The following is a 22,276-nucleotide window of genomic DNA, read 5'->3' as shown; positions in this document are numbered from 1 at the left end:
ATGACCGAGCAAACCGAACTCCTCGTGCCCGGGCCGGCCGAGGCCCTGGGCGCACTGCTGGACGTCCCCGTGCCCGACCTCGACGGCGGCGAGGCACTTCCGCTGCTGTGGCACTGGCTCTACCTGCTGGACCGACCGGCCCAGGCCGATCTGGGACCGGACGGGCACCCGGTCCGCAACACCGTCGTCGCACCACCGGCCCCGGGCCGGCGGCGCATGTGGGCGGGCGGCCGCGTTCGCACGCGGGGCGCCCTGCGCTGCGGCGAGCCCGCGACCCGGCGGTCGACGGTCCTGTCCACACAGGACAAACAGGGGCGGTCCGGGCCGTTGACCTTCGTCGTCGTGGGCCACCAGATCGTGCAAGCCGGCCAGGTCGTGGTCGACGAGGAGCAGGACATCGTCTACCGGCCGCTCGGCGGTGCCACGACGACCGAGGACGGTCCCGTCGTGCCGGCGGCGCCGGACGAGTGGTCGATCGCCATCACGCCGACCTTGCTGTTCCGGTTCTCCGCCTTGACGTTCAACGCCCACCGCATCCACTACGACCGCGACTACGCCCGCGACGTCGAGGGCTACCCCGGGCTGCTGACACACGGGCCCCTGCAGGTTCTCGCCATGGCCGAGGCGGCCCGGGCTCGCGGCAGCCGAGGCGTCGCGGTTTTCGAGTACCGCCTGGTCGCCCCGCTGTTCGACCACCAGGGCCTGATCGTCCGGGCGGACTCCGGGACCACGTCCGTGCGCGACCGGTTCGGCCGGCAGACCGCGACCGGCACGCTGCGGAGCTCGCCGTGAACGAGCGCATCGCGACCGCACGGTCGTTCCTGTTCGTGCCCGGGCACCGTCCGGACCGCTTCGCCAAGGCCGAGGCGAGCGGCGCCGACGTCGTGGTGCTGGACCTGGAGGACGCCGTCGGCGCCGGCCACAAGGCGGCGGCCCGCGGTCACGTGCACGACTGGCTGGCGGCCCGTCACCCGGCCGTCGTGCGGATCAACGCCCCGGGCACGCCGTGGTTCGAAGACGATGTCGCCGCGGTCGGTGCGGCGGCGGCCGTGATGGTCCCCAAAGCCGAGGACGCCGCCGGGCTCGCCGAGGTCGCGCGGTTGCTCCCGGCGGGCACCGGGCTGGTCCCGTTGCTCGAAACGGCGGCCGGGATCGTCGGTGCGGGAGCGGTCTGCGCCGTGCCCGGCGTGGTCCGGGCCGCCTTCGGCAGCGTCGACCTCGCCGCGCAGCTGGGCGTCGACCACACCTCGCACACGGCGCTGCGGTACGCCCGTTCCGCCGTGGTCGTGGCCGCTGCGGTCACCGGCCGCCCGGCCCCGATCGACGGGGTGACGACCGCGCTCGATGACAGCGCCGCCCTCGACGCGGACCTGGCGGAGGCGGTCACCCTCGGGTTCTCCGCGAAGCTGTGCCTGCACCCGCGTCAGATCGCCGCGGTGAACCGGGGTTTCTCTCCATCCGAAGAGGACCTTCGCTGGGCCCGGGCGATCCTCGCCGCCTCGGGCGACGGCTCCGTGTCCGTCCACGAGGGACAGATGATCGACCGGCCGGTCGTCCTTCGTGCCCAGCGCCTCCTCGCGCGGGCGGGGGAGCACCAGCAGATCAGCGGCGGAGACTGACGGGCGGCACCGTGGATCCGCGCAGGGTCGGCTCGTCGATCGTCTCCGGGCGGTACGGCAGGGTCGCCCAGCGCCGCACCATGGTGTCCACCGGCGCGTCGAGCTCGGTGCCGAAGAGGAACGCCCATTCGTGCTCGTCCGAGCCGAAGTACACCGGCGAGGCGAACGCCTCCGTGAACCGCTGCCAGCATTTCACCAGCGTCGAGTTGCGCCACAGCGTCGGGCAGCCACCCTGGTAGGCCACCACCCCGCCGGGAGCGAGCAGGTTCCGGCACAACCGCAGGAAATCCGTGCCGTACAAGCGGTTGTGCTGCGCGTCGGTGCCGTCCTGCTCGTCGGGCAGGTCGACCACCACGATGTCGTACTTCTCGGTGGAGGCGCGGATGAATTCCCAGCCGTCGGCGTAGTGCACGCGGATCGCGCCGTCACCACGCTCGGCCGCGGCCAGCTCGGCGACCGAGTAGCCGTAGGGCAGGTGTTGCGCGCACAGCCGCACCGCCTGAGCGTCGATGTCCACGTGGTCGACGACCGACGCGCCCGCCTGCACCGCGAGCCGGCACACCACACCTTCGCTCGACCCGACGACCAGCACGCGGTTCACCTCGGCGGCCAGCAGCAGCGCGGGCACGAGCAGGGCCTCGTGGTAGACGAGCTGGCTCAGCTCGGTGCTCTGCCGCTCGTCGTCGCAGAACAACGAGATGCCCTGGGCGGTCTTGCCGATCACCAGGTGCTGGTAGTCGGTGCGGGTGTCGACGAGCACGTCCGAGACCTGCCAGGCTCTCGTCAGGCCCGCGCCGACCGATTCCGTGATGTTCACCGTGCGTCCTGTCCTCTGTGGATGGTGCTGGTCCTGGCCGCTGTCGCGCCGAGCATGTCCTGCAACAGCTGCACAGCCAGTTCGGGGTCCGCGCGGCGCCCGCACGTGAACACGTCGACGAACACCGACCCGCGTTCGGGATAGGAGTGGATCGACGCGTGCGATTCCGACAGCAACGCGACCACGGTCACCCCCTGCGGGTCGAACCGCGTGGACGTCACCTCGCGCACGGTCGCGCCGGCCTTGCGCAACGCGCGTGCCAAGCTGTCGCACAGGAATTCGACGTCGTCGAGCAGCTCGGCCGCCACACCCGAGAACTCGGCGAGCACGTGCCGGCCGGCGAACTCGCCGATCTCCTCGGGTTCTCCGCCGACGAAGTACGTTTTCAACGGCGGGAACCCGTTGAACGACACCGACGAGTAGCTCTGCGTGTAGGCGCCCGTGCTCAGGATGTCGACGTGGTCACCGGCCGTCAACCCGAGCGGCAGGCGGTACGGAGTGCGAAGGTAGAGCACGTCGTCGCCGTCGCACGTGGGGCCGGCGACGACGACCGGGCCATCGGGAGTTCCGTCGAGCGCGGTCTCCAGGCGGTAGGCGATGGCCTCGTTCTCGGTCTCGGCCAGCCCGCTGTACCGGCCGATGTCCAGGTACACCCAGCGTTTTTCGTCCGTCACGGACTTGCGCGACACCAGCACGACCTCGCTGCGGATCAGTCCGGCGTCGGCCACCACCGCCCGGCCGGGCTCGAACGCGAGGTCCGGCGCGACGGGGAAGTGCCGCGCGATCGACGCCCGGATGGCCGCCGCGTACTCGGAGAGCGGCGGGGGCGTGGTCGTGTACCGGCCCGGCAGCCCGCCGCCGATGTTCAAGCCGCGCAACGCAACACCGCGCGCCGCCACCTCGCGCGTCACCCTCGCGGCGGTGGCGACCCCGGTCTCCCACGCCCGCGGGTCGAGGTGCTGCGAGCCGACGTGGAACGCGACGCCTTCCGGGTCCAGTCCGAGGGCGGCGGCCCGCGTGAGGAGGTCCACCGCCATCTCCGGGGCGCAGCCGAACTTCTGCCCGAACGGGGTCTGCGAGCCGGAGCTGTCCACGAGGACGCGGCACGAGACCGTCGACCCGGGCGCGTGCTCGGCGAGGTTGGCGAGGTCCTCGGCGCTGTCGAACGTGAACCGGCGAACCCCGGCCCGGAACGCGAACGCGATGTCTCGGGCCTTCTTCACGGTGTTGCCGTACGAGATCAGCTCGGGGCGTGCGCCCTGGGCGAGGCAGAGCTCGATCTCCTCGCGGCCGGCGACGTCGAAGCCCGCGCCGGCCCGGACGAGCAACCGCACGATCTCCGGTGCCGGGTTCGCCTTCACCGCGTAGTACATCCGCGCGTCGGGCAGCGCCTCGCGAAGCCGGTCATGGCTTTCTCGCACCGCGTCGAGATCGATCACGAGGCAGGGTGTCGGGGGTCTCCGGTCGTCCAGGAACGCCCGAGCTCGTTCCGGCGCCGGCGGTCGGACGTCGATCACAGGCGCCGAGTATAGGGGTGTTTTCGCTGGTGCCGGGCCGGATTCGGCACGCCTCACACGCGCTCGGCCGGCGGATCGGGCTCGGTGGTCAGCACGGGGTCGGCGAACCCGGCGGCCAGGGCTTTCAGTGCGGCCTCCAGGTACACCGTGAGGTCGGCGTCGGCGCGCGCGGACCAGCGCTCGTAGGCGGCGCGGCAGGTGGCGAGCACCGAGCGGCCAACCGTGAGCGGGTACAGGGAGTCGGTGGGCTGGCCGGTGCGCCGGGCGACGAAATCGGCGACGGCGCGTTCCCAGGCGTCGTAGTGGATGGTGGCGCTGGCGGCGAGGTCGGGGACGGTACTGATCAGGCTCATCCGCTTGCGCAGCTCCGGCACGTCCTCGGCGCTGTAGTGGTTGGCCTCGAGCACGGCGCGGAGCACGGCCTCCATGACGGTCAGGTCTTCGGGCACCGCGGCGAGCAGCGACCGGATCGTGGCCACCTCGTGGTCGAACTCGTTCCACAGCACGTCGGCTTTGGTGTCGTAGTACCGGAAGAACGTGCGCTTGGTGACGCCGGCCGCGGACGCGATCTCCTCGACCGTGGTCTCGTGGAAACCCTGCTCGGTGAACAGCCTGAGGGCGATGACCTCGAGCTCGCGGGCGCTCGTGCCCGGCGGCCGGCCGCGGCGGGAGGCGCGAGGGGCGGGGGCGTCAGTGCTCATCGGGTGACCGTTCGTCGGGAGTCTTGTCTTTCGTCACGCGGTGACGTTACTCTCCCTGATATTCGTCGCGAGGTGACGAAAATCGAAGGAGGTCCTGATGGACGACACCACCGCCGAGGTCGAGGCCACGGACGTGGTCGAAGACCTGCTGGTCGAAGAGGTCTCGATCGACGGAATGTGCGGTGTCTACTGACCCCGCGCCGTTCGAGCTGGACGGCGCCTGGGAGCTCGACGCCCAGGTGTCGGTCCGGCCCGAGCGGTTCGGCGCGCTGCTGTACCACTTCGGCACGCGCCGCTTGTCCTTCCTGAAGAACCCGACGCTGCTGGCCGTGGTGCGAGCCCTGCCGGAGCAGCCGACCGCCCGCGCGGCCTGCGCGGAAGCCGGCGTGGCCCCGGCCGAGCTGCCCCGTTACCGCGGTGCGCTGGCCACGCTGGCCGCGTCGCGGATGATCCGCCCGAGGAGCGTGTGATGTCGCTGGTGGAGGAGTTCCAGTACGGGCTCGACGCGCCGATCTGCCTGACGTGGGAGCTGACCTACGCGTGCAACCTGTCGTGCGTGCACTGCCTGTCCTCGTCCGGGCGGCGGGACCCGCGCGAGCTGAGCACGGCCGAGTGCAAGGCGCTGATCGACGAGTTCGAGCGGATGCAGGTCTTCTACGTGAACATCGGCGGCGGTGAGCCGACGGTGCGCCCGGATTTCTGGGAGCTCGTCGACTACGCGACCGAGCACCACGTGGGCGTGAAGTTCTCCACCAACGGCATCAAGATCACCGACGAGGTGGCGCGCAAGCTCGCCGCGAGCGACTACGTCGACGTGCAGATCTCCCTCGACGGCGCTACCGAGGAAGTGAACGACGCCGTGCGCGGCCCGGGCTCGTACCGCACCGCGGTGCGGGCCATGGAACGGTTGCGGGACGCGGGTTTCGCGGACTTCAAGGTGTCCGTTGTGGTCACCCGGCACAACGCCGGGCAGCTCGACGCGTTCAAGGAGCTCACCGACCGCTACGGCGCCCAGCTGCGCCTGACGCGCCTGCGTCCTTCGGGCCGTGGCGCGGACGTGTGGGACGAGCTGCACCCGACGGCTGCCCAGCAGCGCGAGCTCTACGACTGGCTGGTCGCGAACGGTGCCAACGTGCTGACCGGCGACTCGTTTTTCCATCTCGCCGGGTACGGCGACGGCGGCCTGCCGGGGCTGAACCTGTGCGGCGCCGGCCGCGTGGTGTGCCTGGTCGACCCGGTCGGCGACGTCTACGCCTGCCCGTTCGCCATCCACGACACGTTCCTCGCCGGCAACATCCGCTCCGACGGCGGGTTCGCCTCCGTGTGGCGGGATTCGGAGTTGTTCGCCGAGCTGCGCAGTCCCCAGACCGGGGGCGCGTGCACGTCGTGCTCCGCGTACGACTCCTGCCGTGGCGGCTGCATGGCGGCGAAGTTCTTCACCGGCCTGCCGCTCGACGGCCCCGACCCGGAATGCGTGCGGGGGCAGGGGGAACTGGCGCTGGCCGGGGTCGCGCCGGGCAGCGCGCCGAAGCCGTCGCTGGATCACTCGCACCGCGGCGCCCCCTCCCGGCGCCGCACCGGCCCGGTGCCCGTCACCATCGGCCTGCGGCGCCCGCCGGAGCGCGCCTGCGACGAGAGCCCGCTGGCCGGGTTCGGGCACTGAGATGCACCTGTCCGACTTGCCGTTCCCGGAGGTCGCGCGGCGCGCCGCGGCGGGCGCCGTCCTCGCGGTGCCGATCGGCGCGACCGAGCAGCACGGTCCCCACCTGCCGCTGTCGACCGATACCGACATCGCCCTCGCGCTGTGCGAGGCGCTCGCGGCGGCGCGGCGCGAGGTCCTGATCGCGCCCGCGGTCGCGTACGGCTCCAGCGGCGAACACGCCGGTTTCGCGGGCACGCTGTCCATCGGGCAGGCCGCGACCGAGCTACTCCTGGTCGAACTGGGCCGGTCGGCCACGGAGACGTTCGGCCGGGTGCTGTTCGTGTCCGCGCACGGCGGCAACGCGGAACCGGTCGCCCGCGCCGTCGCGACGCTCAGGTCGGAATCCCGCGACGTCTCCGTCTTCCAGCCCCGCTGGAGCGGCGAGCCCCACGCCGGTGCTCCGGAGACCGCTCTGCAGCTCGTCTTGCGGCCGGCCGCGGTGCGCATGGAGCGGGCCGTGGCGGGGGACCGGCGTTCGTTGAGTGAAGTGCTGCCGCTGCTGCGATCCGGGGGCGTGCGGGCCGTCACGGACACCGGCGTCCTCGGCGACCCGACCCGAGCCACGGCGGCCGAAGGTCACGCGCTGCTGGATACGTTGACCGCTCAGCTCCTCGCGCACGTCGAGGCCTGGCTTCCGGTGGTGGCCTCGTGAGCCCCCGCGTCGCCCTCGTGACCGGCGCCGCGCGCGGCATCGGCGCGGCGACCACCCGGCGGCTGGCTTCGGACGGCTGGGCCGTTCTGGCCGTCGACCTCGCCGCCGACGATCCGGCTTTGCCCTACGGGATGGGCACTCTCGCCGAACTGTCCACTGTGGCCGAACATCCGAACGTCGTGGCGCGCGTCTTGGACGTCCGTGACCGCGCCGCGCTGGCCACCGCCGTCGCCGAAGCCGAAGAACGCTGGGGCGGCCTCGACGCGGCCATCGCGGCGGCGGGCGTGATCGCCGGTGGCGTTCCGCTGTGGGAAGTCCCGGAGGAGCAGGAAGACGCGGTGCTCGACATCGACCTCCGGGGCGTCGTGAACCTCGCACGCGCCGCAATCCCGGCGTTGCTGCGCCGCCCGGCGCCGCGCTCGGGCCGGTTCCTGGCCGTGGCCTCCGCCGCGGCGACGCGGGGGCTGCCCATGCTCGCGGCGTACTGCGCCGCCAAAGCCGGTGTCGCCGGGCTCGTCCGCGCGCTCGGCGTGGAACTGGGCGGCACCGGGGTGACCGCCAACGCCGTCAGCCCGGGCTCCACCGACACCCCGATCCTGGCCGAAAGCGCCCGGCTCTACGACCTGCCCGCGGCCGCCGCGTTCGCCACTCAGCAGCCGATGGACCGGCTGCTGGACCCGGACGAAGTCGCCGCGGTGCTGGCGTTCCTCGCCGGTCCGGACAGCAGCGGGATGACGGGCTCGGTCGTACCGGTCGACGGAGGTTTGGCCCTGTGACTGAGCCTTTGCCGCACGGCTTCCGTGTCGTCCTCGATCCCGGCACCAAGCAGCTCACCGACGCCCTGTGGTTCGGCGGCTCCCCGGCCCGCGTGCTGCGCCTGACCGCCGCCGGGCAGAAAGCGTGGCGCACCCTCGAAAACGGCCCGGTCGACTCACCGGCGACCGGTGCACTGGCGCGCCGGTTCACCGACGCCGGCCTCGCGCACCCCGTGCCGCCACCTCCACGGAACCCGCCGGACCTCACCATTGTCGTCCCGGTGCACGACCGCGCGGACGAGCTCGCTCGGTGCCTGGCCGGGCTCGACGGAGCCCACCCCGTCCTGGTCGTCGACGACGCCTCCGCCGACCCGGCCGCGATCGCCGCTGTGGCAGCCGCGCACGGGGCGAAGCTGGTGCGCCGCGACACCAACGGCGGTCCCGCCGCCGCGCGCAACACCGCGCTCGACCACGTCACCACCGAGCTCGTCGCCTTCCTCGACAGCGACTGCGTCCCCCGTCCTGAATGGACAGACCGGCTCGCCGCCCACTTAGCGGACCCGCTGCTCGCCGCGGTGGCGCCGCGGATCCGCCCGCTCGCGCCCGGCACCACGGCCGGCCGCTACACCCGCGCCGCCGGCAGCCTCGACCTCGGCGACCAGCAGGCGCGCGTCGCGCCGGGGACCCGGGTGTCCTACGTCCCGACCGCCGCACTCGTGGCCCGCCGCTCCGCCCTCGAGGCGGTGGCCCAGGGCGGGGCGGTTTTCGACCCGGCGATGCGGGTCGGCGAGGACGTCGACCTGGTCTGGCGCCTGCACGCCGCCGGCCTGCGCGTGCGCTACGACCCGTCCGTTCTCGTCGATCACGAAGAACCCACCACCTGGCGTGGACTGCTGTCCCGTCGCTTCCGCTACGGCACGTCGGCCGCACCGCTGACCCAACGGCACCCCGACGCGATGGCACCGCTCGTCCTGCACCCCTGGCCGACACTGACGGTCGCCGGCCTCCTCGCCAGGAAGCCACTCGTCGCCGCCGCCGGATTCGCCGGGGCGGTGCTGAGCATGCGCAAAACCCTTCAGCAGGGCGACATTCCCACCGACGGCGTCACCCGCGCGATGGCCACCGCCGTCCACCAGACCTGGCTCGGCGCCGGCCGCTACACCACCCAGTTCGCCGCCCCGGCACTCGCCGCGCTGCTCGTCGCCGGTGGTCGAAACCGGCTCGCCGCCGCGTCCCTGCTGCTGGGCCCGCCGCTCGCCGGGTGGCTCACCCGCCGGCCTGACCTCGACCCGGTGCGCTACAGCGCCGCCGCGGTCGCCGACGACCTCGCCTACGGCGCCGGCGTCTGGGCCGGCTGCCTCACCCACCGCACGGACGCGCCCCTGCGTCCCCGCGTCGCGTGGCGTCCTCTCCGCATCGACCGCAAGGAAAACCGATGAGCAGCACCTGGTTCGAATCCGTCGCCGAAGCCCAGCGCAGGGCCAAAAAACGCCTGCCCGGCTCCGTCTACTCGGCACTCCTCGCCGGGTCCGAAAAAGGTCTCACCCTCGCCGACAACCTCGGCGCGTTCGACGAACTGCGTTTCGCCCCGCGCACCGCCGGGCACTCCGCCCAGCGCGAGCTCGCCACGACCGTGCTCGGCCGCGACGTCGCCCTGCCGGTGCTGATCTCGCCCACCGGCGTGCAGGCGGTCCACCCCGACGGTGAGGTCGCGGTCGCCCGCGCCGCCGCCGCGCGCGGCACGTCGATGGGCCTGTCGTCGTTCGGCAGCAAGCCGATCGAGGAGGTCATCGCCGCCAACCCGAACACTTACTTCCAGGTCTACTGGACGGGCACGCGCGACGACATCCTCCAACGGCTCGACCGCGCCCGCGAGGCCGGAGCTGTGGGCATCATCCTCACCCTCGACTGGTCGTTCTCCCACAGCCGCGACTGGGGCAGCCCGCACATCCCCGACAAGCTCACCCCGCGCGAGCTGTTCCGGTTCGCGCCGGAAAGCCTGCGGCACCCGCGCTGGCTCTACAGCTACGCCCGCACCCGCCGGCTGCCCGACCTGTCCGTGCCCAACATGACCCCGCCCGGCGGCACCGCGCCCACCTTCTTCGGCGCGTACGGCCAGTGGATGCAGACCACCCCGCCCACGTGGGACGACGTGCGCTGGCTGCGCGAGCAGTGGGACGGCCCGTTCCTGGTCAAGGGCGTCATCCGCGTCGACGAGGCCCGCCGCGCCGTCGACGCCGGCGTCAGCGCCATCTCCGTGTCCAACCACGGCGGCAACAACCTCGACGGCACCCCCGCCACCATCCGCGCCCTGCCCGCGATCGCCGACGCCGTCGGCTCCGACGTGGAAGTCCTGCTCGACGGCGGCATTCGCCGCGGCAGCGACGTCGTCAAGGCCCTCGCCCTCGGCGCCCGCGCAGTGCTCATTGGCCGCGCCTACCTCTTGGGCCTCGCCGCGAACGGCCAAGCCGGCGTCGAGAACGTGCTCGACGTCCTGCGCAATGGCATCGACTCCACCCTCCTCGCCCTCGGCCACCGCTCGGTCCACGACCTGAGCCGAGAAGACGTCGTGGTGCCGGACGGGTTCCTCCACGCGCTGGGTTCCGATGTCCGCGCCACCGCTCGCTGACCGCGCGCCGGGGATCCGGCTGGGACGGCACGAGTTCACGGGCGAGGAGTTCCTCACCATGGCGATTGTCAACCGGACCCCGGATTCCTTCTAGGACAAGGGAGCCACCTGGGAACAGCAGGCCGCCTACGACCGGCTGGCGGACCCGGCATGATCATCGATGTCCACGGCCACGCCGGACCGTGGTTCTTCAGCACGGAAGTGGGGAGCGTCGAGCTGAACCTCGCGTTGATGGACCGCTACGGCATCGAGCGGCAGGTCGTCTCCGCCTCGGAGGCGGTCACCTACGACATGGTGTCCGGCAACAGCTGGCTGGCGGAGGTCCTCGAAACGCAGCCGCGCCTGCTCGGCTACGTCGTGGTGAACCCCAACGATCTCGCCGTCGCGGCGCGCGAGCTGGAGAGGTACCGGCCCACGGGCCGGTTCGTCGGGGTCAAGGTGCACACGACCTACCGGGGCCGGCCGCTGATGTCGGCGGCGGTCCGCGACGCGCTGAGGCTGGCCGCCGAGGCGGGGCTGCCGGTGCTGGTCCACCCGTGGGACGAGACCGTGCTGGGTCTGGTGGACGTGCTGGAGGCCGACCTCACGGACGACGAATACGACCACGTGATGTGGCGCAACGCCGTGGGCCTGTTCGGCCTCGAGGCCGCAACGGACCCGACCGCATGAGACCCCACCCTGCGAAAGCAGCGGCGGTGCTCATGCTGACCGCGGCTTCTCTTGCTGCGTGCGGGAAGGGAAGCGGCGACGCGGTGACGCTGTGGATGTACCCCGTCATCGAGGACCAGGCGCAGAGCCGGGCCTTCTGGCAGAAGGTCGCGACCGGCTTCGAACGCGAGTACGGCGTCGACCTCGACCTCGAGCTGCAGCCCTGGGCAGGCCGGGAGGAGAAGCTCGGCGCCGCGCTCATGGCCGGCGACGGCCCCGACGTCGTCCTGCTGCAGTCGGACATGATTCCCCAGTACGTCGCCGAGAAGGCGCTGCAACCGGTCGACGACGTACTCGCCGGCGGCGCACCTGCGTACTCGCCTCAGGTGCTCGACGCGCTGCGGATGGACGGGCAGTCCTACGGCGTGCCGCTGTACCGGACCGTGACGACCACTGTGTACAACCGGAAGCTGTTCGCGGACGCCGGAATCACCCAGCTCCCGCGGACCTGGGACGAGGTCGAGGCGGACGCGCCGAAGCTCGCCGCGCGGGGCATTCCGATCGTCGACTACTCGGGTTCCACCGAGGATTCGCTGAACCTCACCTTCTACCCGCTGTTGTGGCAGGCGGGCGGCCACGTGTTCACCGCCGACGGCACGAAAAGCGCGTTCGCGGGCGCGGAAGGGGTGTCGGCGCTGCGGTTCCTGGTCGACCTCGAAGCCGCGAACGGCCTGCCGGAGGACGTGGCGACCAAGCGCAGCGGCTTGGCCGACGACGCCATGGCCACCGGCCGGGCCGCGATGTCGCCCGTCATGACGGAGGCCGCGGCCCGCAACGTCATCGCCGCGATCGGTGCCCGGAACACCGCCATCGGCGCGCCGCTGCGGAACCGGAGCCAGGTGACGTTCGGGACGCCCGGGGCGTTGTCGTTGCTGCGGGGAACGAAGAAGCCGGTCGAGGCACGGGAACTGCTCGCCTACCTGACGTCTCCGACGCTGGTCGGTGAGCTCTGCGCCGACTCCGGCTTCTTCACGCCCTGGCCGGACTCGTCGCCACCGTCGAGCGACGACGTGCACAAGAGCTTCGCCCGGGCGCTGCCGTTCACCTCGGCCGGCGACGCCCATCCGCAGGCCCGCAAAGTGATGGGCCTGCTGGCACCACACCTGCAGGCCGCGTTGCTCGGCGACAAAACCCCGGAGGCGGCACTCACCGACGCCGCCGAGGAGGTCGACTCGTTGCTCGGCGGCGGTTGATGGCGCGGTTGCGGGAGCCGTTGACGGTGCTCGTCTTCCTGCTCCCTGTGCTGGTGCTGTTCGCCCTGTTCCGGTTCCTGCCGATGCTGGGTGCGGTGGGCCTGAGCGTGTCCGACTACCACCCGGGAGGCGGTTCGCGGTTCGTCGGCGCGGCGAACTACCGGAGCCTCGCCCACGACGAGATCTTCCTGAGCAGCCTGCGCACCACGCTCGGCTACGTCGCCGTCTACGTGCCGCTCACCGTCGCGGTGGCGCTGGGCACCGCGGTGCTGCTGCACGCGGTGCCGTGGGGCCGCGGCCTGTTCCGCGCGGCACTGTTCGCGCCCTACGCCACCAGCCTGGTGCTGAGCGGCGTCGTCTGGCGGTGGGTGCTCGAACCCACCGGGTTCCTGCAGCACCCGTCGCTGGTCCTGCCCACGCTGGCCGTGATCGGCGTCTGGAAAGGCTTCGGCTACGCGATGCTCGTGCTCTTCGCCGGCATCAGGAACGTCCCCGCCGACTGCCTGGAGGCGGCGAAGGTGGACGGCGCGAGCGCGTGGCAACGCTTCCGCCACGTGCTGCTGCCCGCGCTGCGGCCGGCGGTGTTCTTCGTCGTCGTGGTGGAGACCATGGCCGCCTTCCAGGTCTTCGACACCGTGTACGTGATGACAGGCGGCGGCCCGGTGCGGGCCAGCTACACGCTCGCGTACGCGGTGTACGACTACGGTTTCCGGTACTTCGACGTCGGTGGTGCCGCCGCGATCGGGGTGGGGCTGTGGGCCATCGTGCTGCTGGTGTCCCTGACTCAGCGCCGGGCTTTCGAGCGGAACCCGTGATGCGCCGCGGTGCGTGGCCGGCTGTCCTGCTGACCTTGTCCTCCTTGGTGGCGGTAGGCCCGTTCGTGGTCATGCTGGTCGTCGCTCTTTCGCCGGGAAACGCGCCCACGATCCCGTACCGGCTGCCCACCTCGCTCACCCTGGAAAACTTCGCCGAGGTGCTCTCGACCGAGAGTTTCCTGCGCTGGACGGTCAACACGGTGGTCTACTCGGTGGTGTCCGTGGTGGCCGTGCTGCTCTCGTCGTCGATGGCCGCGTACGTGTTCGCCCGGAAACGCTTCGCCGGCCGCGACGTGCTGTTGTGGTCGATGCTGTCCACGATGATGGTGCCGTTCCAGGCGCTGCTGATGCCGTCGCTGGTGGTGATCGCCCAGCTCGGCTGGTCGGACACCTACTGGGGCCTGATCGTCCCGACGCTCGCCAACGCCCAGGCCGTGCTTCTGCTGCGGCAGTTCATCCGCGCCCTGCCCGACGAGGTCTTCGACGCCGCGCGGGTCGACGGCGCGGGGGACTGGCGGGTGTACCTGAGCATCGTGCTGCCGCTGTGCCGTCCGGTGCTCGCCACGCTCGCGGTGTTCGTGTTCCTGTGGCACTGGAACGACTTCCTGTGGCCGCTGGTGATCGCGCGCTCCGACTCGATGCGCACCCTGACGGTCGGACTGTCCACTTTGGATTCGGGGAACCTGACTGCCGCCGAGCTGATGTCCGCCGCCACGATCACCGGGCTGCCGTGCCTGCTCGTCTTCGTGGTGCTGCAGCGGCACCTGACCAAGACGATCAGCTTCACCGGCCCGGGAGGCTGAGCCCCAGGTCGCTCAGCGCGGAGAGGGCCCGGGCGTTGTGCAGCGGCATGCTGAGCCGTTCGAACAGCCGCGAGGCCTCGTCGAAACAGGCGGCGGCCTCGTCGAGGCGCTGGTTGCGGTGTGCCACCCAGCCGAGGCTGTAGAGCGAACAGGCCTTGCCGGCGCTCTCGTCTTCCGGTGAGAAGACCGTCAGCGACTGGGACATGAGCTTCGACGCCCGATCCGCGTCTCCGTGCGCGGCGCAGGTGGCGGCCAGCACGTGCAGGGCCAGCGCTTCGTCACGCGGGCAGGAGGCCGCGCGGAACAGCTCGACGGCTTCGACCAGCGCGCGTTCGGTCGACTCGCGGTCGCCCCGGGCCTGGTGGTGCAGCCCGAGGCTGAACAACGCGCAGGCCTGCCCGTAGCGGCTGCCCAGGCCGCGGAACGTCGTCAGCGCGCGGTCGAGGCACTCCGCGGCTTCCCCGAGGTTTCCGCGGTTGCGGTGGACGATGCTCAGCGCCTGCAGGGCGAAGGCCCCGCCACTGGCGTCCGCGCACCGGTCGAAGGTGTTCCGCGCCTGTCCCAGCTCGGCCGCGGCCTCGTCGTGCTCGCCGTGGTAGAGGTGCACGCTGCCGAGGCCGAGGTTCGAGTAGGCGCGGCCCCGGACCTCGCCGATCCCGGCGAAGATTCCCCGCGCCTGCGCGAAGTGCTCGCTGGCCTCGCCGTAGCGATCGCGGTAGAACGCCAGCGCGCCGAGGCCCTGGTGCAGGATCGCCCGGCTGCGCCGCGCCCCGGTGGCCACGGCCGCCGCCAGCGCGAGCTCGTGGGTGTGCCGCCACAGGTCGTAGCGGCTGCGCAGGTCGAACAAGGTGGTCAGGGCGCAGGCGATGTCGCACGCCAGCGTCGTCATGTCCAGGGCGAGGGCCTGTTCGACCACCGCGACGAGGGCGTCCCGCTCGGCGTCCAGCCAGGCGAGGGGATCGGCCGTGAACTCCTCGGCGGAAGCCGGTTGCCCGGAAGCCAGGCGTACCTTGAGGAAGCGGCACGGCAGGCCAGCCTCCGCGCGCACGGCCCGGTCCAGCCAGGCACCGAACGCCCGGCGCAGCGCCGCGGTCCGGTCGGCGGGCGAGTCGACGGCGTTCGCGCGTTCGCGGGCGAACACCCGCAGCAGATCGTGGAAGCGGTAGCGGCCCTGCCCGGCCGGGTCGGTGCCGGCGAGCTCCACCAGGTGCACGTCGGCGAGGCTGTCGATGATGTCTTCGGCCGCCGCCAGGTCCACCTCCAGCAGCGCGGCGACCACCCAGGCGGGGAAGTCGGGGACCTCGAGCAGGCCCAGCAAGCGGAACGCCTGCTGCTGCCGCTCGTCCAGCCCGTCGTAGCTCCACGCCAGGCTGGCGCGCGCTTCGAGGTCGTCGATGCGCAGCTCGTTGAGCCGGGTGCCCTCGTCGGCCAGCCGGCCCGCCAGCCGCCCGACCGTCCACTGGCCGCGGCGGGCCAGCCGGGACGCGGCGATGCGCAGGGCCAGCGGGAGGTTGCCGCAGTAGCGGGCGACCGCGGCCGCGGCGTCGGGCTCCGCGGTCATCCGCGCCGCACCGGCGATCGACGACAGCAGCCGCACGGAGTCCTCGGGACCGAGCACGTCGACGTGCACCGTGCGCGCGCCCACCAGCTGCACGCGGCTCGTGACGAGCACGGCGGACCCGGCCGAACCCGGCAGCAGTGGACGGACCTGCCCCATGCTCGTGACGTCGTCCAGCACGATCAGCACCTGCCGGGCGGCAAGCTGGGACCGGTACAGCGCGGCGCGGGCCTCGAAGTCCTCCGGCACCGCGTGCGGATGCACGCCGAACGCGACGAGCAGGTTCGCGAGCACGGTCGCCGGCTCCTGCGGCGCCGATCCGGCGCCGCCCAGACGGACGTAGAGCTGGCCGCCGGCGAAGTGCTCGCCGACCTCGTGCGCCACCCGGATCGCCAGTGCCGTCTTGCCGACGCCCGCCTTGCCGGTGATGGCCGCCACCGCCGACCTCGACGGCCGGGTCAGCAGGCTGCGCAGTTCGGCCGTTTCGGCGTCCCGCCCGGTGAAGTCGTCGATGTCGGGTGGCAGCTGCATCGGCCGCACGGCCTCGCCCTCCGACGGCTCACCACTGAGGATCACCTGGTGGAGTTCCTGGACCGGGCCGCACGGTTCGACGCCAAGCGCTTGGACGAGCACCCCGCGCAGCGCGTGATACGTCTCCAGGGCTTCGGCGCGACGGCCCGCACGGTGCTGCGCGAGCATCAACCGCTGCCACAAACCCTCCCGCAACGGCAGCTGCCGCACTTGGGCCGCCAGCTCGGGGATGAGGGTGCTGTGCTGGCCGGCCGCCAGCCGCGCGTCGGCGGAGTCCTCGCGGGCCGCGGCGGCCGTCTGCTCGAGCCGCACCTTCTCGGCTTCCAGCCACCCGGCGCAGGGGACGTCCTCCAGCGGGTCGCCGCGCCACGCCGTCCACGCATCCTCCCAGACGGCCACCGCCTTCACGGTGTCCCCGGAGGCCAGCGCCGTGCGCGCTTCCTCGGCCGCGGTCTGGAAAAGGTGGCTGTCCAGCCGGTCGTGCTCGACGAGCAACCGGTACCCGCCACTGTCGGTGACCAGCAGGTCTCGAAGACCGATCTCGGCGAGGTCGCGCCGCAGCCGGCTCACGTAGGTGTGCACGTTCGCGACGGCCGAGTTCGGCGGGCATTCGCCCCACATCGCCTCGACCAGGCCACTGAGCCCGACCGGTTGACGGGTACGCACCAGCAGCGCGGCGAGCAGCGCCCGCTGCCGCGGTCCCGCGGACTTCAACGGCCGGCCGGCGTTCGTCACGCGCAGCGGGCCCAAGATCCCGAATCTCGCGGTGTCCCCCACAGCTCCCCGCCCAAGCTGAGCAAACGACAACGCAGCGTAGCAGAGATCGTACCCTCAGCGCTCGCCGTCGGGGGCGTGCTGTAGGCGACGTGTAGGGACTGTGTAGGGGCGGCGGCCTAGATTCCTCGGGGTTCACGAATGCGGCCACCTCGTGCCGGCTCTCCGTGACCAGTGGTTCCGGTGCGGGTGGTGGGCCGTCGACGAGGGGGACGGTCCGCCACCCGCACCGCGTCTGGCAACCGGGACGGCCACGGCCTTGGCCTCGGAGGAACGCATGAGAAACCGTGCACAGCGGACCCGGTACGCCGCCGCCGTCGTGGCCGTGGCCCTGACCGGGCTCGGTGCCGCCCCGGCGGTCGCCGCTCCCGCCGCGACCAGCCAGGACTTCGGCCCGACCGTCATCACCGGCGTGCCCCACGCACCCGACCTGCAGGCGAACCCGCCCGAGAAGCCGACTCAGAAGGTCGTGCCCCAGGCCACCATCAGCACGCAGATCGGCGCCGGCGCGACCGCCTACGTCTACTCGGAGCTGCGCGCCTGGAACGCCGACCAGGCGAACCTCATCGACAACGAGATCCGCTGCTCGGGCGCGGGCGCTTCGAACGTCGTGATGGGGGAGAACGTCCTCCCCGCCACCAACCCCAACCCGGCGCTGCGCGACATCACGATCGTCAACCGGTTCCTCGTCACCGCGACGAAGACCGGCGCGCTGAACTGCGCGCTGTACCTGCGGACCGCCTCGACCTCGCCGTCGGTGGCCCAGGAGACCGTGGCGGGAACCCTGCGGTTCGCCTCGACCGCGGTCGGCGGGGACGTGAACGGCACCGCGATGCAGCGGTCACTGCCGGTCGGGAACCTGCCCGTCACCACGAGCACGGTCGCCCCGATCGTCAACGCGACGATGCCCGCGGGCTACCAGAACCTCGCCGTCATCGCGGACGTCGAGTACCACCGCGGCCCCGAAGCGACCCCGGACAGCACGATCCACTACTCCACCGCCCGCTTCACCCTCACCGTCACCACCTCCGGCGGCCCGGACTGCGCGAACGCGCCCGTGGCCCAGACCGAGGAAACCGTGGTGCGGGGCGTCAACCACGCCGCCATCCCGCTCTACACCAAGGTGCCCGTGAACCCCGGCTGCACGCAGCTCAGCGCCAAGGTGACGACCACCCACCTCGGCGGCAACCCCGGCACCGTCGGCGGCGCGGCCCCCGGCCTCACCGACGAGACCGGCGTGAACGGATCGACGCCCAACCACACCTCGGCGATGACCCACCTCTTCGTGGTGCCGAGCTGATCCGACCCTGACGACGGTGGGGCCCGAGGATTTTCTCGGGCCCCACCGTCGTTTTCGCGGGTATTTCTTTCGGAAATTTCCTGTGGAACGCGTGTAGTGGGTGTGCCGTTCGCCGTTGCGGCCTCCGCCCAGGCCTCGGGCAACTACCGTGACGGCCGATTGGTCTGCCCCGCGACCCGCACGTCGGGGGCCGGGCCTTTCAGCGAGCTTCCCCGGTCATGACCCGGTCCGCCGGCGACACCGCGGCCCAGCCGTCCGATCGCGACGGTGGGGTGAGTGAAGAGGCGGTGGTGGACTTCAGGGCCGAGCCGTGTTTCGGTGATCGCCACGATCTGCGTTCACTCGGAGGGCACAGCCCGCGCTGCGCGCGAGCACGGCGGGAGAGGGGTTCGATGATGCGAGCAGGGATCGCTTCGTCAGTGCTCGACGCCATCGGAGGAACCCCTCTGGTGCGGCTGACCCACGTCGTGCCCGGCGAGGCGGCACAGGTTCTGGTGAAGCTCGAAGGTGGGAATCCCACGGGAAGTTACAAGGACCGGATGGCACTCGCCATGATCGAAGGAGCCGAGCGCGCCGGTGTGCTTCAGCGCGGCCGGCGGGTTGTGGAGTACACCGGCGGCAGCACGGGCTCTTCCCTGGCGTTCATTTGTGCGGTCAAAGGGTATCCGCTGTCCATTGTGACTTCGGATGCCTTCGCGCCGGAGAAGCTGAGCACCATGAGTGCGTTCGGCGCCGACCTGACCGTGGTCCCGAGCGAGGGTGGGCGGATCACGCCTTCGCTGTTCGACCGGATGCGTGAGGAGGTTGACCGCATCGTCGCGCGAGAGGGCGCCTTCTGGACGGATCAGTTCCGCAACACGCACGCTCTGGCGGGCTACGAGCGGATGGGCCGTGAAATCCTCGAGCAGGCACGAGCCGGGGGAGTGACCGTCGACGCGTTCTGCGCCGGCGTCGGGACCGGCGGCATGATGGCCGGGGTCAATGCCGCGTTTCGCGCTGATCACCTTCCCACGCGGTTTGTCGCTCTCGAACCGGCGAGCTCGCCCATGCTCACGGCGGGACACGGTGGTCCGCACCGGGTCGAAGGGATCGGTACGGGCATGATTCCGCCGTTGCTCACCTCGGCGGTCTTCGATGAGGCGAGGGTCGTCGACGAAGACGAGGCGCGCGGTCTGGCGTTGCGGCTGGCAAGGCGTGAAGGCCTTTTCGCCGGCACTTCATCCGCGGTGAACGTGTCGGGCGCGATCAAGCTAGCCCGGGAGCTCGGGCCCGGGCACAGCGTGGTGACCATCGCGGTCGACACCGGACTCAAGTACCTCAGCGGTGATCTCTTCACCGAGTAGCGTGGCGCTGTTCCTGCCGTCTTCACGCGGGTGCGGGCACCGTGCCGAAAACGGCCTGTGCCCGACGGGCCAGGTCGAGCAGCTCGCGGTCACGACCGTGGGCGCCGTCGATCTCGATGCCGATAGGCAGGCCGTTTCCGGTCAGCCCGAGGGGGATGCTGATGCCCGGCAACCCCGCCCCGCTGGTGGGGACGGTGTTCCTCGCGAGAACCAGCTCGTCCACCTCCTCACCCGCGATCGTCAACCGCGGCCGATCGTCGATCAGCGGTGCGGGGCAGGGCGTCGTGGGAAAGATCAGGGCGTCGAACCCGCTCCGGGTGACTACCTCGTCGAACCGGCGCCGGAGTTCCGGGCGGTCGACGGAAAGTGTGGTTTCGTAGGCGTCCTCAGGGAGGAATCCTTGGCCGCTCGGCAAGACCAGGTGACTCCACACTTCTTTGAGGCCCGGCTTGAGCTCGGTGAAGACGTCCTCGAAGGAGACCGGGAAGTTGTTGCGCAGGAGGAATTCGGAGACGGCTTGGTGCGCCTCGCGGAAGAAGAGGTTCCACGTCAGCCGGTCCGCCAGGGCGGAGAAGTCGTCGCCGAGATCGATTTCACGGACTTCGGCACCGGCGTCGCGCAGACGGTGCAGTGCGCTCGTGAACTGTGCTTCGGTCTCCGGATCGATCAGCCGCAGGTAGTGGCTGGGTGCGTAAGCGAATCTCACCCCTTTCAGATCGGCGCGATCGGACGGGGGATTACCTGCCTCCCCGGTGACGATTCGGTCGATCAGCGCGCAGTCCTCGACGGTGCGGGCGAAGACGCCCGGCGTGTCGAGCGTGTGTGAAATCGGGGCGACCCCGCCGCGCGGCCATCGGCCCGTGGTCGGCTTGAAACCCACCACGCCGCACAGCGACGCCGGCACCCTGATCGAACCGACCGTGTCGCCCCCGAACGCGGCGGGCACGATCCGGGCCGCGACGGCCGCTGCCGAGCCGCTCGAAGATCCGCCGGAAACACGGTCGTGGCCGTAGGGGTTCTTCACCTGGCCGTAGCGCCTGTTGTGCCCGGTCAGCCCGAAGGACATTTCGACGAGGTTGTTCTTGCCGAACACGATGCCACCGGCATCCTTGATCGCGCCCACGACCCCGGCGTCTTCGTGCGGTGTGAAACTTCCCAGGCTTTCCAGCCCGAGCGTCGTGGGGAGACCACGTGTCAGGTAGCTGTCTTTCACTCCGAGCGGGACGCCGAGCAGCGGGGCGCTGGAACCCGAGGCGCGGGCCTTGTCCGCCTCCGCGGCCGCGCTCAGCACGGCGGATTCATCCACGGTGATGAACGAATTGAGGTTCGAGTACTTCCGAGCGTTTCGCAGAAGCGCGGCCGAGTACGACTCGGACGTGAGGTCGCCCTGCCGGATGGCGGCGGCCGCTGCCGCCACTCCGAGTCCGGCCAGCTCGGTCTCCTCGGCCGTCGGCACGCTGTCGACGGCAATATCCTTGTCCTGCATGAATACCTCTCTATCGAAATGGTCCTGAGCGGACATTCGTCACATCTGCGGGAGAACGGGAACGTCCAACACTCGGAGGAGATCGACGACCTTGCGGTCCAGCTCCCGTCCGACGTCCGCGATCTCCGGGATTCCGAAGCTCGCGAACAGGGTGCTGGGCTGGTCGAGGGAGAAGAACGTGACCCCTTGCCGATCCCGGTGGATCGTCGTTCGCAGCGGGGCGTGGAGCATCACCGCGGGGTCGTGCCGGTACATGCGTTCCGCGATGGTGTGGTTTCCCATCAGATAAGCAGCGCAGGATCCCGCATTGCCCGCGAGCTGCATGAGCCCTCCGACGTCGGTGCTCCAGAACCGCATGAAGCCATGCGGCGCGTTCTCCGTCGCCGCGGCGAGCACGGTTTCCCAGCTCGCATGCTCGGCGCGGTGCCGCGCCATTCGATCGAGGTCCAGCATCGGTACGGCTGCTTCGTAGCGATCCCGGAAGTCCTCAAAGGACGTTCCGGTGTCGATCGACCACCGGACGACCTCGTGGGAAACCGAGGCGATGTTCTGTGTGGACATGGGTTGCGGGCTCCTCTTCGGGAGTGAAGTAAATCGATCGTTGTACTTGACCGTAGCAGGCTTCATCGGAGAAGTACAACGATCGCTATACTTGCGGTATGGCATCAATCGAGGCGACGGTCAACGCCCCCAAGGGCGGCCGCGGGGCGCGCGAGCGCATCCTGCGCGCGGCGACCGACCTGTTCACGAGCGACGGCATCCACGCCACCGGCATCGCGAAGCTGACCGACGTGGCGCACGTGTCGACCCGGACGCTCTACCAGCACTTCCCGAGCAAAGAGGCGCTGGTCAGCGCCTACGTGCAGTCGATCGAGTCCGACGACGACTTCCTCGCCGAGACCGCCCTGGGCCGCACCGACCTCAGCGCGCGCGAGCGTCTCCTGGCGCTGTTCGCCGAACGCCCGGCCGGCCCGGCTTCGGCCACGGTCGTGCGCGGCTGCCCCTTGCACAACACCGCCGTCGAAGCGGCCGGCACGATGCCGGAAGCCGCGGCGGTGGTCGAGCGCCACAAGCGGGAACTGGCCGCGCGCCTGATCGCCACAGCCACCGAGGCGGGCGCCCCCGACCCGGAAACCCTGGGGCGGCGCCTCGCCGTGCTGTTCGAGGGCGCTCGCGCCCTGGCGACCTCGCTCAACGACCCCCGCCCGTTCGAAGACGCCGAAGCCCTCGCCAGGACACTGATCGACGAAGCGGTCGGGCTCGCCTGACAGCGGCGGTGGTCAGGCTGTGCGCGGGTCGATGCGCGACTCCTCGTCGCGGGCGCTCAGCTCTCCAGTGAGGGTGCCGGAGTGGCGGCCCTTCTCGGTGGAGTT

At 71.2% G+C, this 22,276-nt stretch carries 22 protein-coding genes and 1 pseudogene; 16 read left to right on the top strand and 7 right to left on the bottom strand.

Annotated features, from left to right (window positions below; all coding sequences use genetic code 11):
* Together ABZU76_RS08865 and ABZU76_RS08860 are read left to right on the top strand one after the other, a co-directional pair.
* Nucleotides 1-792 (top strand): MaoC family dehydratase N-terminal domain-containing protein, encoded by a 792-nt coding sequence (locus ABZU76_RS08865; RefSeq protein WP_354866584.1) that lies wholly within the window; start codon nucleotides 1-3, stop codon nucleotides 790-792.
* Complete coding sequence (locus ABZU76_RS08860) at nucleotides 789-1,619, top strand: CoA ester lyase (protein WP_354866582.1); 831 nt, start codon at nucleotides 789-791, stop codon at nucleotides 1,617-1,619. Before ABZU76_RS08865 ends, ABZU76_RS08860 begins: the two co-directional genes overlap by 4 nt.
* On the opposite strand, the gene ABZU76_RS08855 is transcribed toward ABZU76_RS08860, so the two are convergent.
* From ABZU76_RS08855 to mftR, 4 genes and pseudogenes are all read right to left on the bottom strand, one after another.
* Nucleotides 1,603-2,436 (bottom strand): spermidine synthase, encoded by an 834-nt coding sequence (locus ABZU76_RS08855; RefSeq protein WP_354866580.1) that lies wholly within the window; start codon nucleotides 2,434-2,436, stop codon nucleotides 1,603-1,605. The genes ABZU76_RS08860 and ABZU76_RS08855 overlap by 17 nt on opposite strands.
* Nucleotides 2,433-2,825, bottom strand: coding sequence for an adenosylmethionine decarboxylase (gene speD / locus ABZU76_RS08850; RefSeq protein ID WP_354866797.1), 393 nt, complete (start codon nucleotides 2,823-2,825; stop codon nucleotides 2,433-2,435). The genes ABZU76_RS08855 and speD overlap by 4 nt, the downstream gene beginning before the upstream one ends.
* 60 nt (nucleotides 2,826-2,885) lie before the next feature.
* Nucleotides 2,886-3,875: pseudogene (locus ABZU76_RS08845) on the bottom strand (type III PLP-dependent enzyme); the annotation flags it as partial.
* 131 nt (nucleotides 3,876-4,006) lie between these two features.
* The gene (gene mftR / locus ABZU76_RS08840; RefSeq protein WP_354866578.1) at nucleotides 4,007-4,654 is read right to left on the bottom strand and encodes a mycofactocin system transcriptional regulator; all 648 of its coding nucleotides are present in this window, start codon (nucleotides 4,652-4,654) and stop codon (nucleotides 4,007-4,009) included.
* A gap of 97 nt (nucleotides 4,655-4,751) precedes the next feature.
* Here mftR and mftA point away from each other — a divergent pair, with 97 nt between their 5' ends.
* From mftA to ABZU76_RS08785, 11 genes are all read left to right on the top strand, one after another.
* Complete coding sequence (gene mftA / locus ABZU76_RS08835; RefSeq protein WP_354866576.1) at nucleotides 4,752-4,847, top strand: mycofactocin precursor MftA; 96 nt, start codon at nucleotides 4,752-4,754, stop codon at nucleotides 4,845-4,847.
* Nucleotides 4,837-5,124: a mycofactocin biosynthesis chaperone MftB gene (gene mftB / locus ABZU76_RS08830; RefSeq protein ID WP_354866574.1), complete on the top strand. Its 288-nt coding sequence runs from the start codon at nucleotides 4,837-4,839 to the stop codon at nucleotides 5,122-5,124. Before mftA ends, mftB begins: the two co-directional genes overlap by 11 nt.
* Nucleotides 5,124-6,317 (top strand): mycofactocin radical SAM maturase, encoded by a 1,194-nt coding sequence (gene mftC, locus ABZU76_RS08825; protein WP_354866572.1) that lies wholly within the window; start codon nucleotides 5,124-5,126, stop codon nucleotides 6,315-6,317. The genes mftB and mftC overlap by 1 nt, the downstream gene beginning before the upstream one ends.
* 1 nt (nucleotide 6,318) lies before the next feature.
* Entirely contained in the window at nucleotides 6,319-7,008 is a 690-nt protein-coding gene (mftE, locus tag ABZU76_RS08820; RefSeq protein WP_354866570.1) for a mycofactocin biosynthesis peptidyl-dipeptidase MftE, read from the top strand.
* Nucleotides 7,005-7,784: a mycofactocin-coupled SDR family oxidoreductase gene (locus ABZU76_RS08815; RefSeq protein WP_354866568.1), complete on the top strand. Its 780-nt coding sequence runs from the start codon at nucleotides 7,005-7,007 to the stop codon at nucleotides 7,782-7,784. Before mftE ends, ABZU76_RS08815 begins: the two co-directional genes overlap by 4 nt.
* A complete protein-coding gene (gene mftF, locus ABZU76_RS08810; protein WP_354866566.1) occupies nucleotides 7,781-9,202 on the top strand; it encodes a mycofactocin biosynthesis glycosyltransferase MftF in 1,422 nt (473 codons plus the stop codon). The genes ABZU76_RS08815 and mftF overlap by 4 nt, the downstream gene beginning before the upstream one ends.
* The gene (gene mftD, locus ABZU76_RS08805; protein ID WP_354866564.1) at nucleotides 9,199-10,392 is read left to right on the top strand and encodes a pre-mycofactocin synthase MftD; all 1,194 of its coding nucleotides are present in this window, start codon (nucleotides 9,199-9,201) and stop codon (nucleotides 10,390-10,392) included. The genes mftF and mftD overlap by 4 nt, the downstream gene beginning before the upstream one ends.
* Before the next feature lie 150 nt (nucleotides 10,393-10,542).
* Entirely contained in the window at nucleotides 10,543-11,061 is a 519-nt protein-coding gene (locus ABZU76_RS08800) for an amidohydrolase family protein (RefSeq protein ID WP_354866562.1), read from the top strand.
* Nucleotides 11,058-12,293, top strand: a complete 1,236-nt coding sequence (locus ABZU76_RS08795; protein ID WP_354866560.1) for a sugar ABC transporter substrate-binding protein — start codon at nucleotides 11,058-11,060, stop codon at nucleotides 12,291-12,293. The genes ABZU76_RS08800 and ABZU76_RS08795 overlap by 4 nt, the downstream gene beginning before the upstream one ends.
* A complete protein-coding gene (locus ABZU76_RS08790; RefSeq protein WP_354866558.1) occupies nucleotides 12,293-13,108 on the top strand; it encodes a sugar ABC transporter permease in 816 nt (271 codons plus the stop codon). The genes ABZU76_RS08795 and ABZU76_RS08790 overlap by 1 nt, the downstream gene beginning before the upstream one ends.
* Nucleotides 13,108-13,911 carry a carbohydrate ABC transporter permease gene (locus ABZU76_RS08785; protein ID WP_354866556.1) on the top strand — a complete coding sequence of 268 codons (804 nt, stop codon included), beginning with the start codon at nucleotides 13,108-13,110 and terminating at the stop codon, nucleotides 13,909-13,911. Before ABZU76_RS08790 ends, ABZU76_RS08785 begins: the two co-directional genes overlap by 1 nt.
* Here ABZU76_RS08785 and ABZU76_RS08780 read toward each other — a convergent pair.
* On the bottom strand, nucleotides 13,892-16,750 hold the full coding sequence (locus tag ABZU76_RS08780; RefSeq protein ID WP_354866554.1) for a BTAD domain-containing putative transcriptional regulator: 2,859 nt from the start codon (nucleotides 16,748-16,750) through the stop codon (nucleotides 13,892-13,894). The two genes, ABZU76_RS08785 and ABZU76_RS08780, sit on opposite strands and share 20 nt — an antisense overlap.
* A gap of 301 nt (nucleotides 16,751-17,051) precedes the next feature.
* Between ABZU76_RS08780 and ABZU76_RS08775 the strand changes: the two genes are divergently transcribed.
* Nucleotides 17,052-18,074: a hypothetical protein gene (locus ABZU76_RS08775; protein WP_354866552.1), complete on the top strand. Its 1,023-nt coding sequence runs from the start codon at nucleotides 17,052-17,054 to the stop codon at nucleotides 18,072-18,074.
* A 218-nt stretch (nucleotides 18,075-18,292) separates the two neighbouring features.
* Nucleotides 18,293-19,417 carry a cysteine synthase family protein gene (locus ABZU76_RS08770; RefSeq protein ID WP_354866550.1) on the top strand — a complete coding sequence of 375 codons (1,125 nt, stop codon included), beginning with the start codon at nucleotides 18,293-18,295 and terminating at the stop codon, nucleotides 19,415-19,417.
* 22 nt (nucleotides 19,418-19,439) lie between these two features.
* On the opposite strand, the gene ABZU76_RS08765 is transcribed toward ABZU76_RS08770, so the two are convergent.
* Together ABZU76_RS08765 and ABZU76_RS08760 are read right to left on the bottom strand one after the other, a co-directional pair.
* A complete protein-coding gene (locus ABZU76_RS08765) occupies nucleotides 19,440-20,903 on the bottom strand; it encodes an amidase family protein (protein ID WP_354866548.1) in 1,464 nt (487 codons plus the stop codon).
* 39 nt (nucleotides 20,904-20,942) lie between these two features.
* Entirely contained in the window at nucleotides 20,943-21,464 is a 522-nt protein-coding gene (locus tag ABZU76_RS08760) for a DUF302 domain-containing protein (protein ID WP_354866546.1), read from the bottom strand.
* 98 nt (nucleotides 21,465-21,562) lie between these two features.
* Here ABZU76_RS08760 and ABZU76_RS08755 point away from each other — a divergent pair, with 98 nt between their 5' ends.
* Nucleotides 21,563-22,171, top strand: a complete 609-nt coding sequence (locus ABZU76_RS08755) for a TetR/AcrR family transcriptional regulator (RefSeq protein ID WP_354866544.1) — start codon at nucleotides 21,563-21,565, stop codon at nucleotides 22,169-22,171.
* The last annotated feature ends 105 nt before the right edge of the window (nucleotides 22,172-22,276 follow it).

Source organism: Amycolatopsis sp. NPDC005232 (genome assembly GCF_040607795.1).
In the GTDB taxonomy this organism is placed as follows: domain Bacteria; phylum Actinomycetota; class Actinomycetes; order Mycobacteriales; family Pseudonocardiaceae; genus Amycolatopsis.
Note: the sequence above shows the minus strand (reverse complement) of the source record. Positions and strands in the feature narration are given on the sequence as shown.

Bases quoted from the DNA above. Each gene is read 5' to 3' on its own strand.
- mftD (WP_354866564.1), top strand. From the start codon at position 9,199: ATGAGCAGCACCTGGTTCGAATCCGTCGCCGAAGCCCAGCGCAGGGCC.
- ABZU76_RS08800 (WP_354866562.1), top strand. From the start codon at position 10,543: ATGATCATCGATGTCCACGGCCACGCCGGACCGTGGTTCTTCAGCACG.
- mftE (WP_354866570.1), top strand. From the start codon at position 6,319: ATGCACCTGTCCGACTTGCCGTTCCCGGAGGTCGCGCGGCGCGCCGCG.
- ABZU76_RS08795 (WP_354866560.1), top strand. From the start codon at position 11,058: ATGAGACCCCACCCTGCGAAAGCAGCGGCGGTGCTCATGCTGACCGCG.
- ABZU76_RS08755 (WP_354866544.1), top strand. From the start codon at position 21,563: ATGGCATCAATCGAGGCGACGGTCAACGCCCCCAAGGGCGGCCGCGGG.
- ABZU76_RS08765 (WP_354866548.1), bottom strand. From the start codon at position 20,903: ATGCAGGACAAGGATATTGCCGTCGACAGCGTGCCGACGGCCGAGGAG.
- ABZU76_RS08785 (WP_354866556.1), top strand. From the start codon at position 13,108: ATGCGCCGCGGTGCGTGGCCGGCTGTCCTGCTGACCTTGTCCTCCTTG.
- mftR (WP_354866578.1), bottom strand. From the start codon at position 4,654: ATGAGCACTGACGCCCCCGCCCCTCGCGCCTCCCGCCGCGGCCGGCCG.
- ABZU76_RS08770 (WP_354866550.1), top strand. From the start codon at position 18,293: ATGACCCGGTCCGCCGGCGACACCGCGGCCCAGCCGTCCGATCGCGAC.
- ABZU76_RS08790 (WP_354866558.1), top strand. From the start codon at position 12,293: ATGGCGCGGTTGCGGGAGCCGTTGACGGTGCTCGTCTTCCTGCTCCCT.
- ABZU76_RS08865 (WP_354866584.1), top strand. From the start codon at position 1: ATGACCGAGCAAACCGAACTCCTCGTGCCCGGGCCGGCCGAGGCCCTG.
- ABZU76_RS08775 (WP_354866552.1), top strand. From the start codon at position 17,052: ATGAGAAACCGTGCACAGCGGACCCGGTACGCCGCCGCCGTCGTGGCC.
- ABZU76_RS08760 (WP_354866546.1), bottom strand. From the start codon at position 21,464: ATGTCCACACAGAACATCGCCTCGGTTTCCCACGAGGTCGTCCGGTGG.
- mftC (WP_354866572.1), top strand. From the start codon at position 5,124: ATGTCGCTGGTGGAGGAGTTCCAGTACGGGCTCGACGCGCCGATCTGC.
- mftA (WP_354866576.1), top strand. From the start codon at position 4,752: ATGGACGACACCACCGCCGAGGTCGAGGCCACGGACGTGGTCGAAGAC.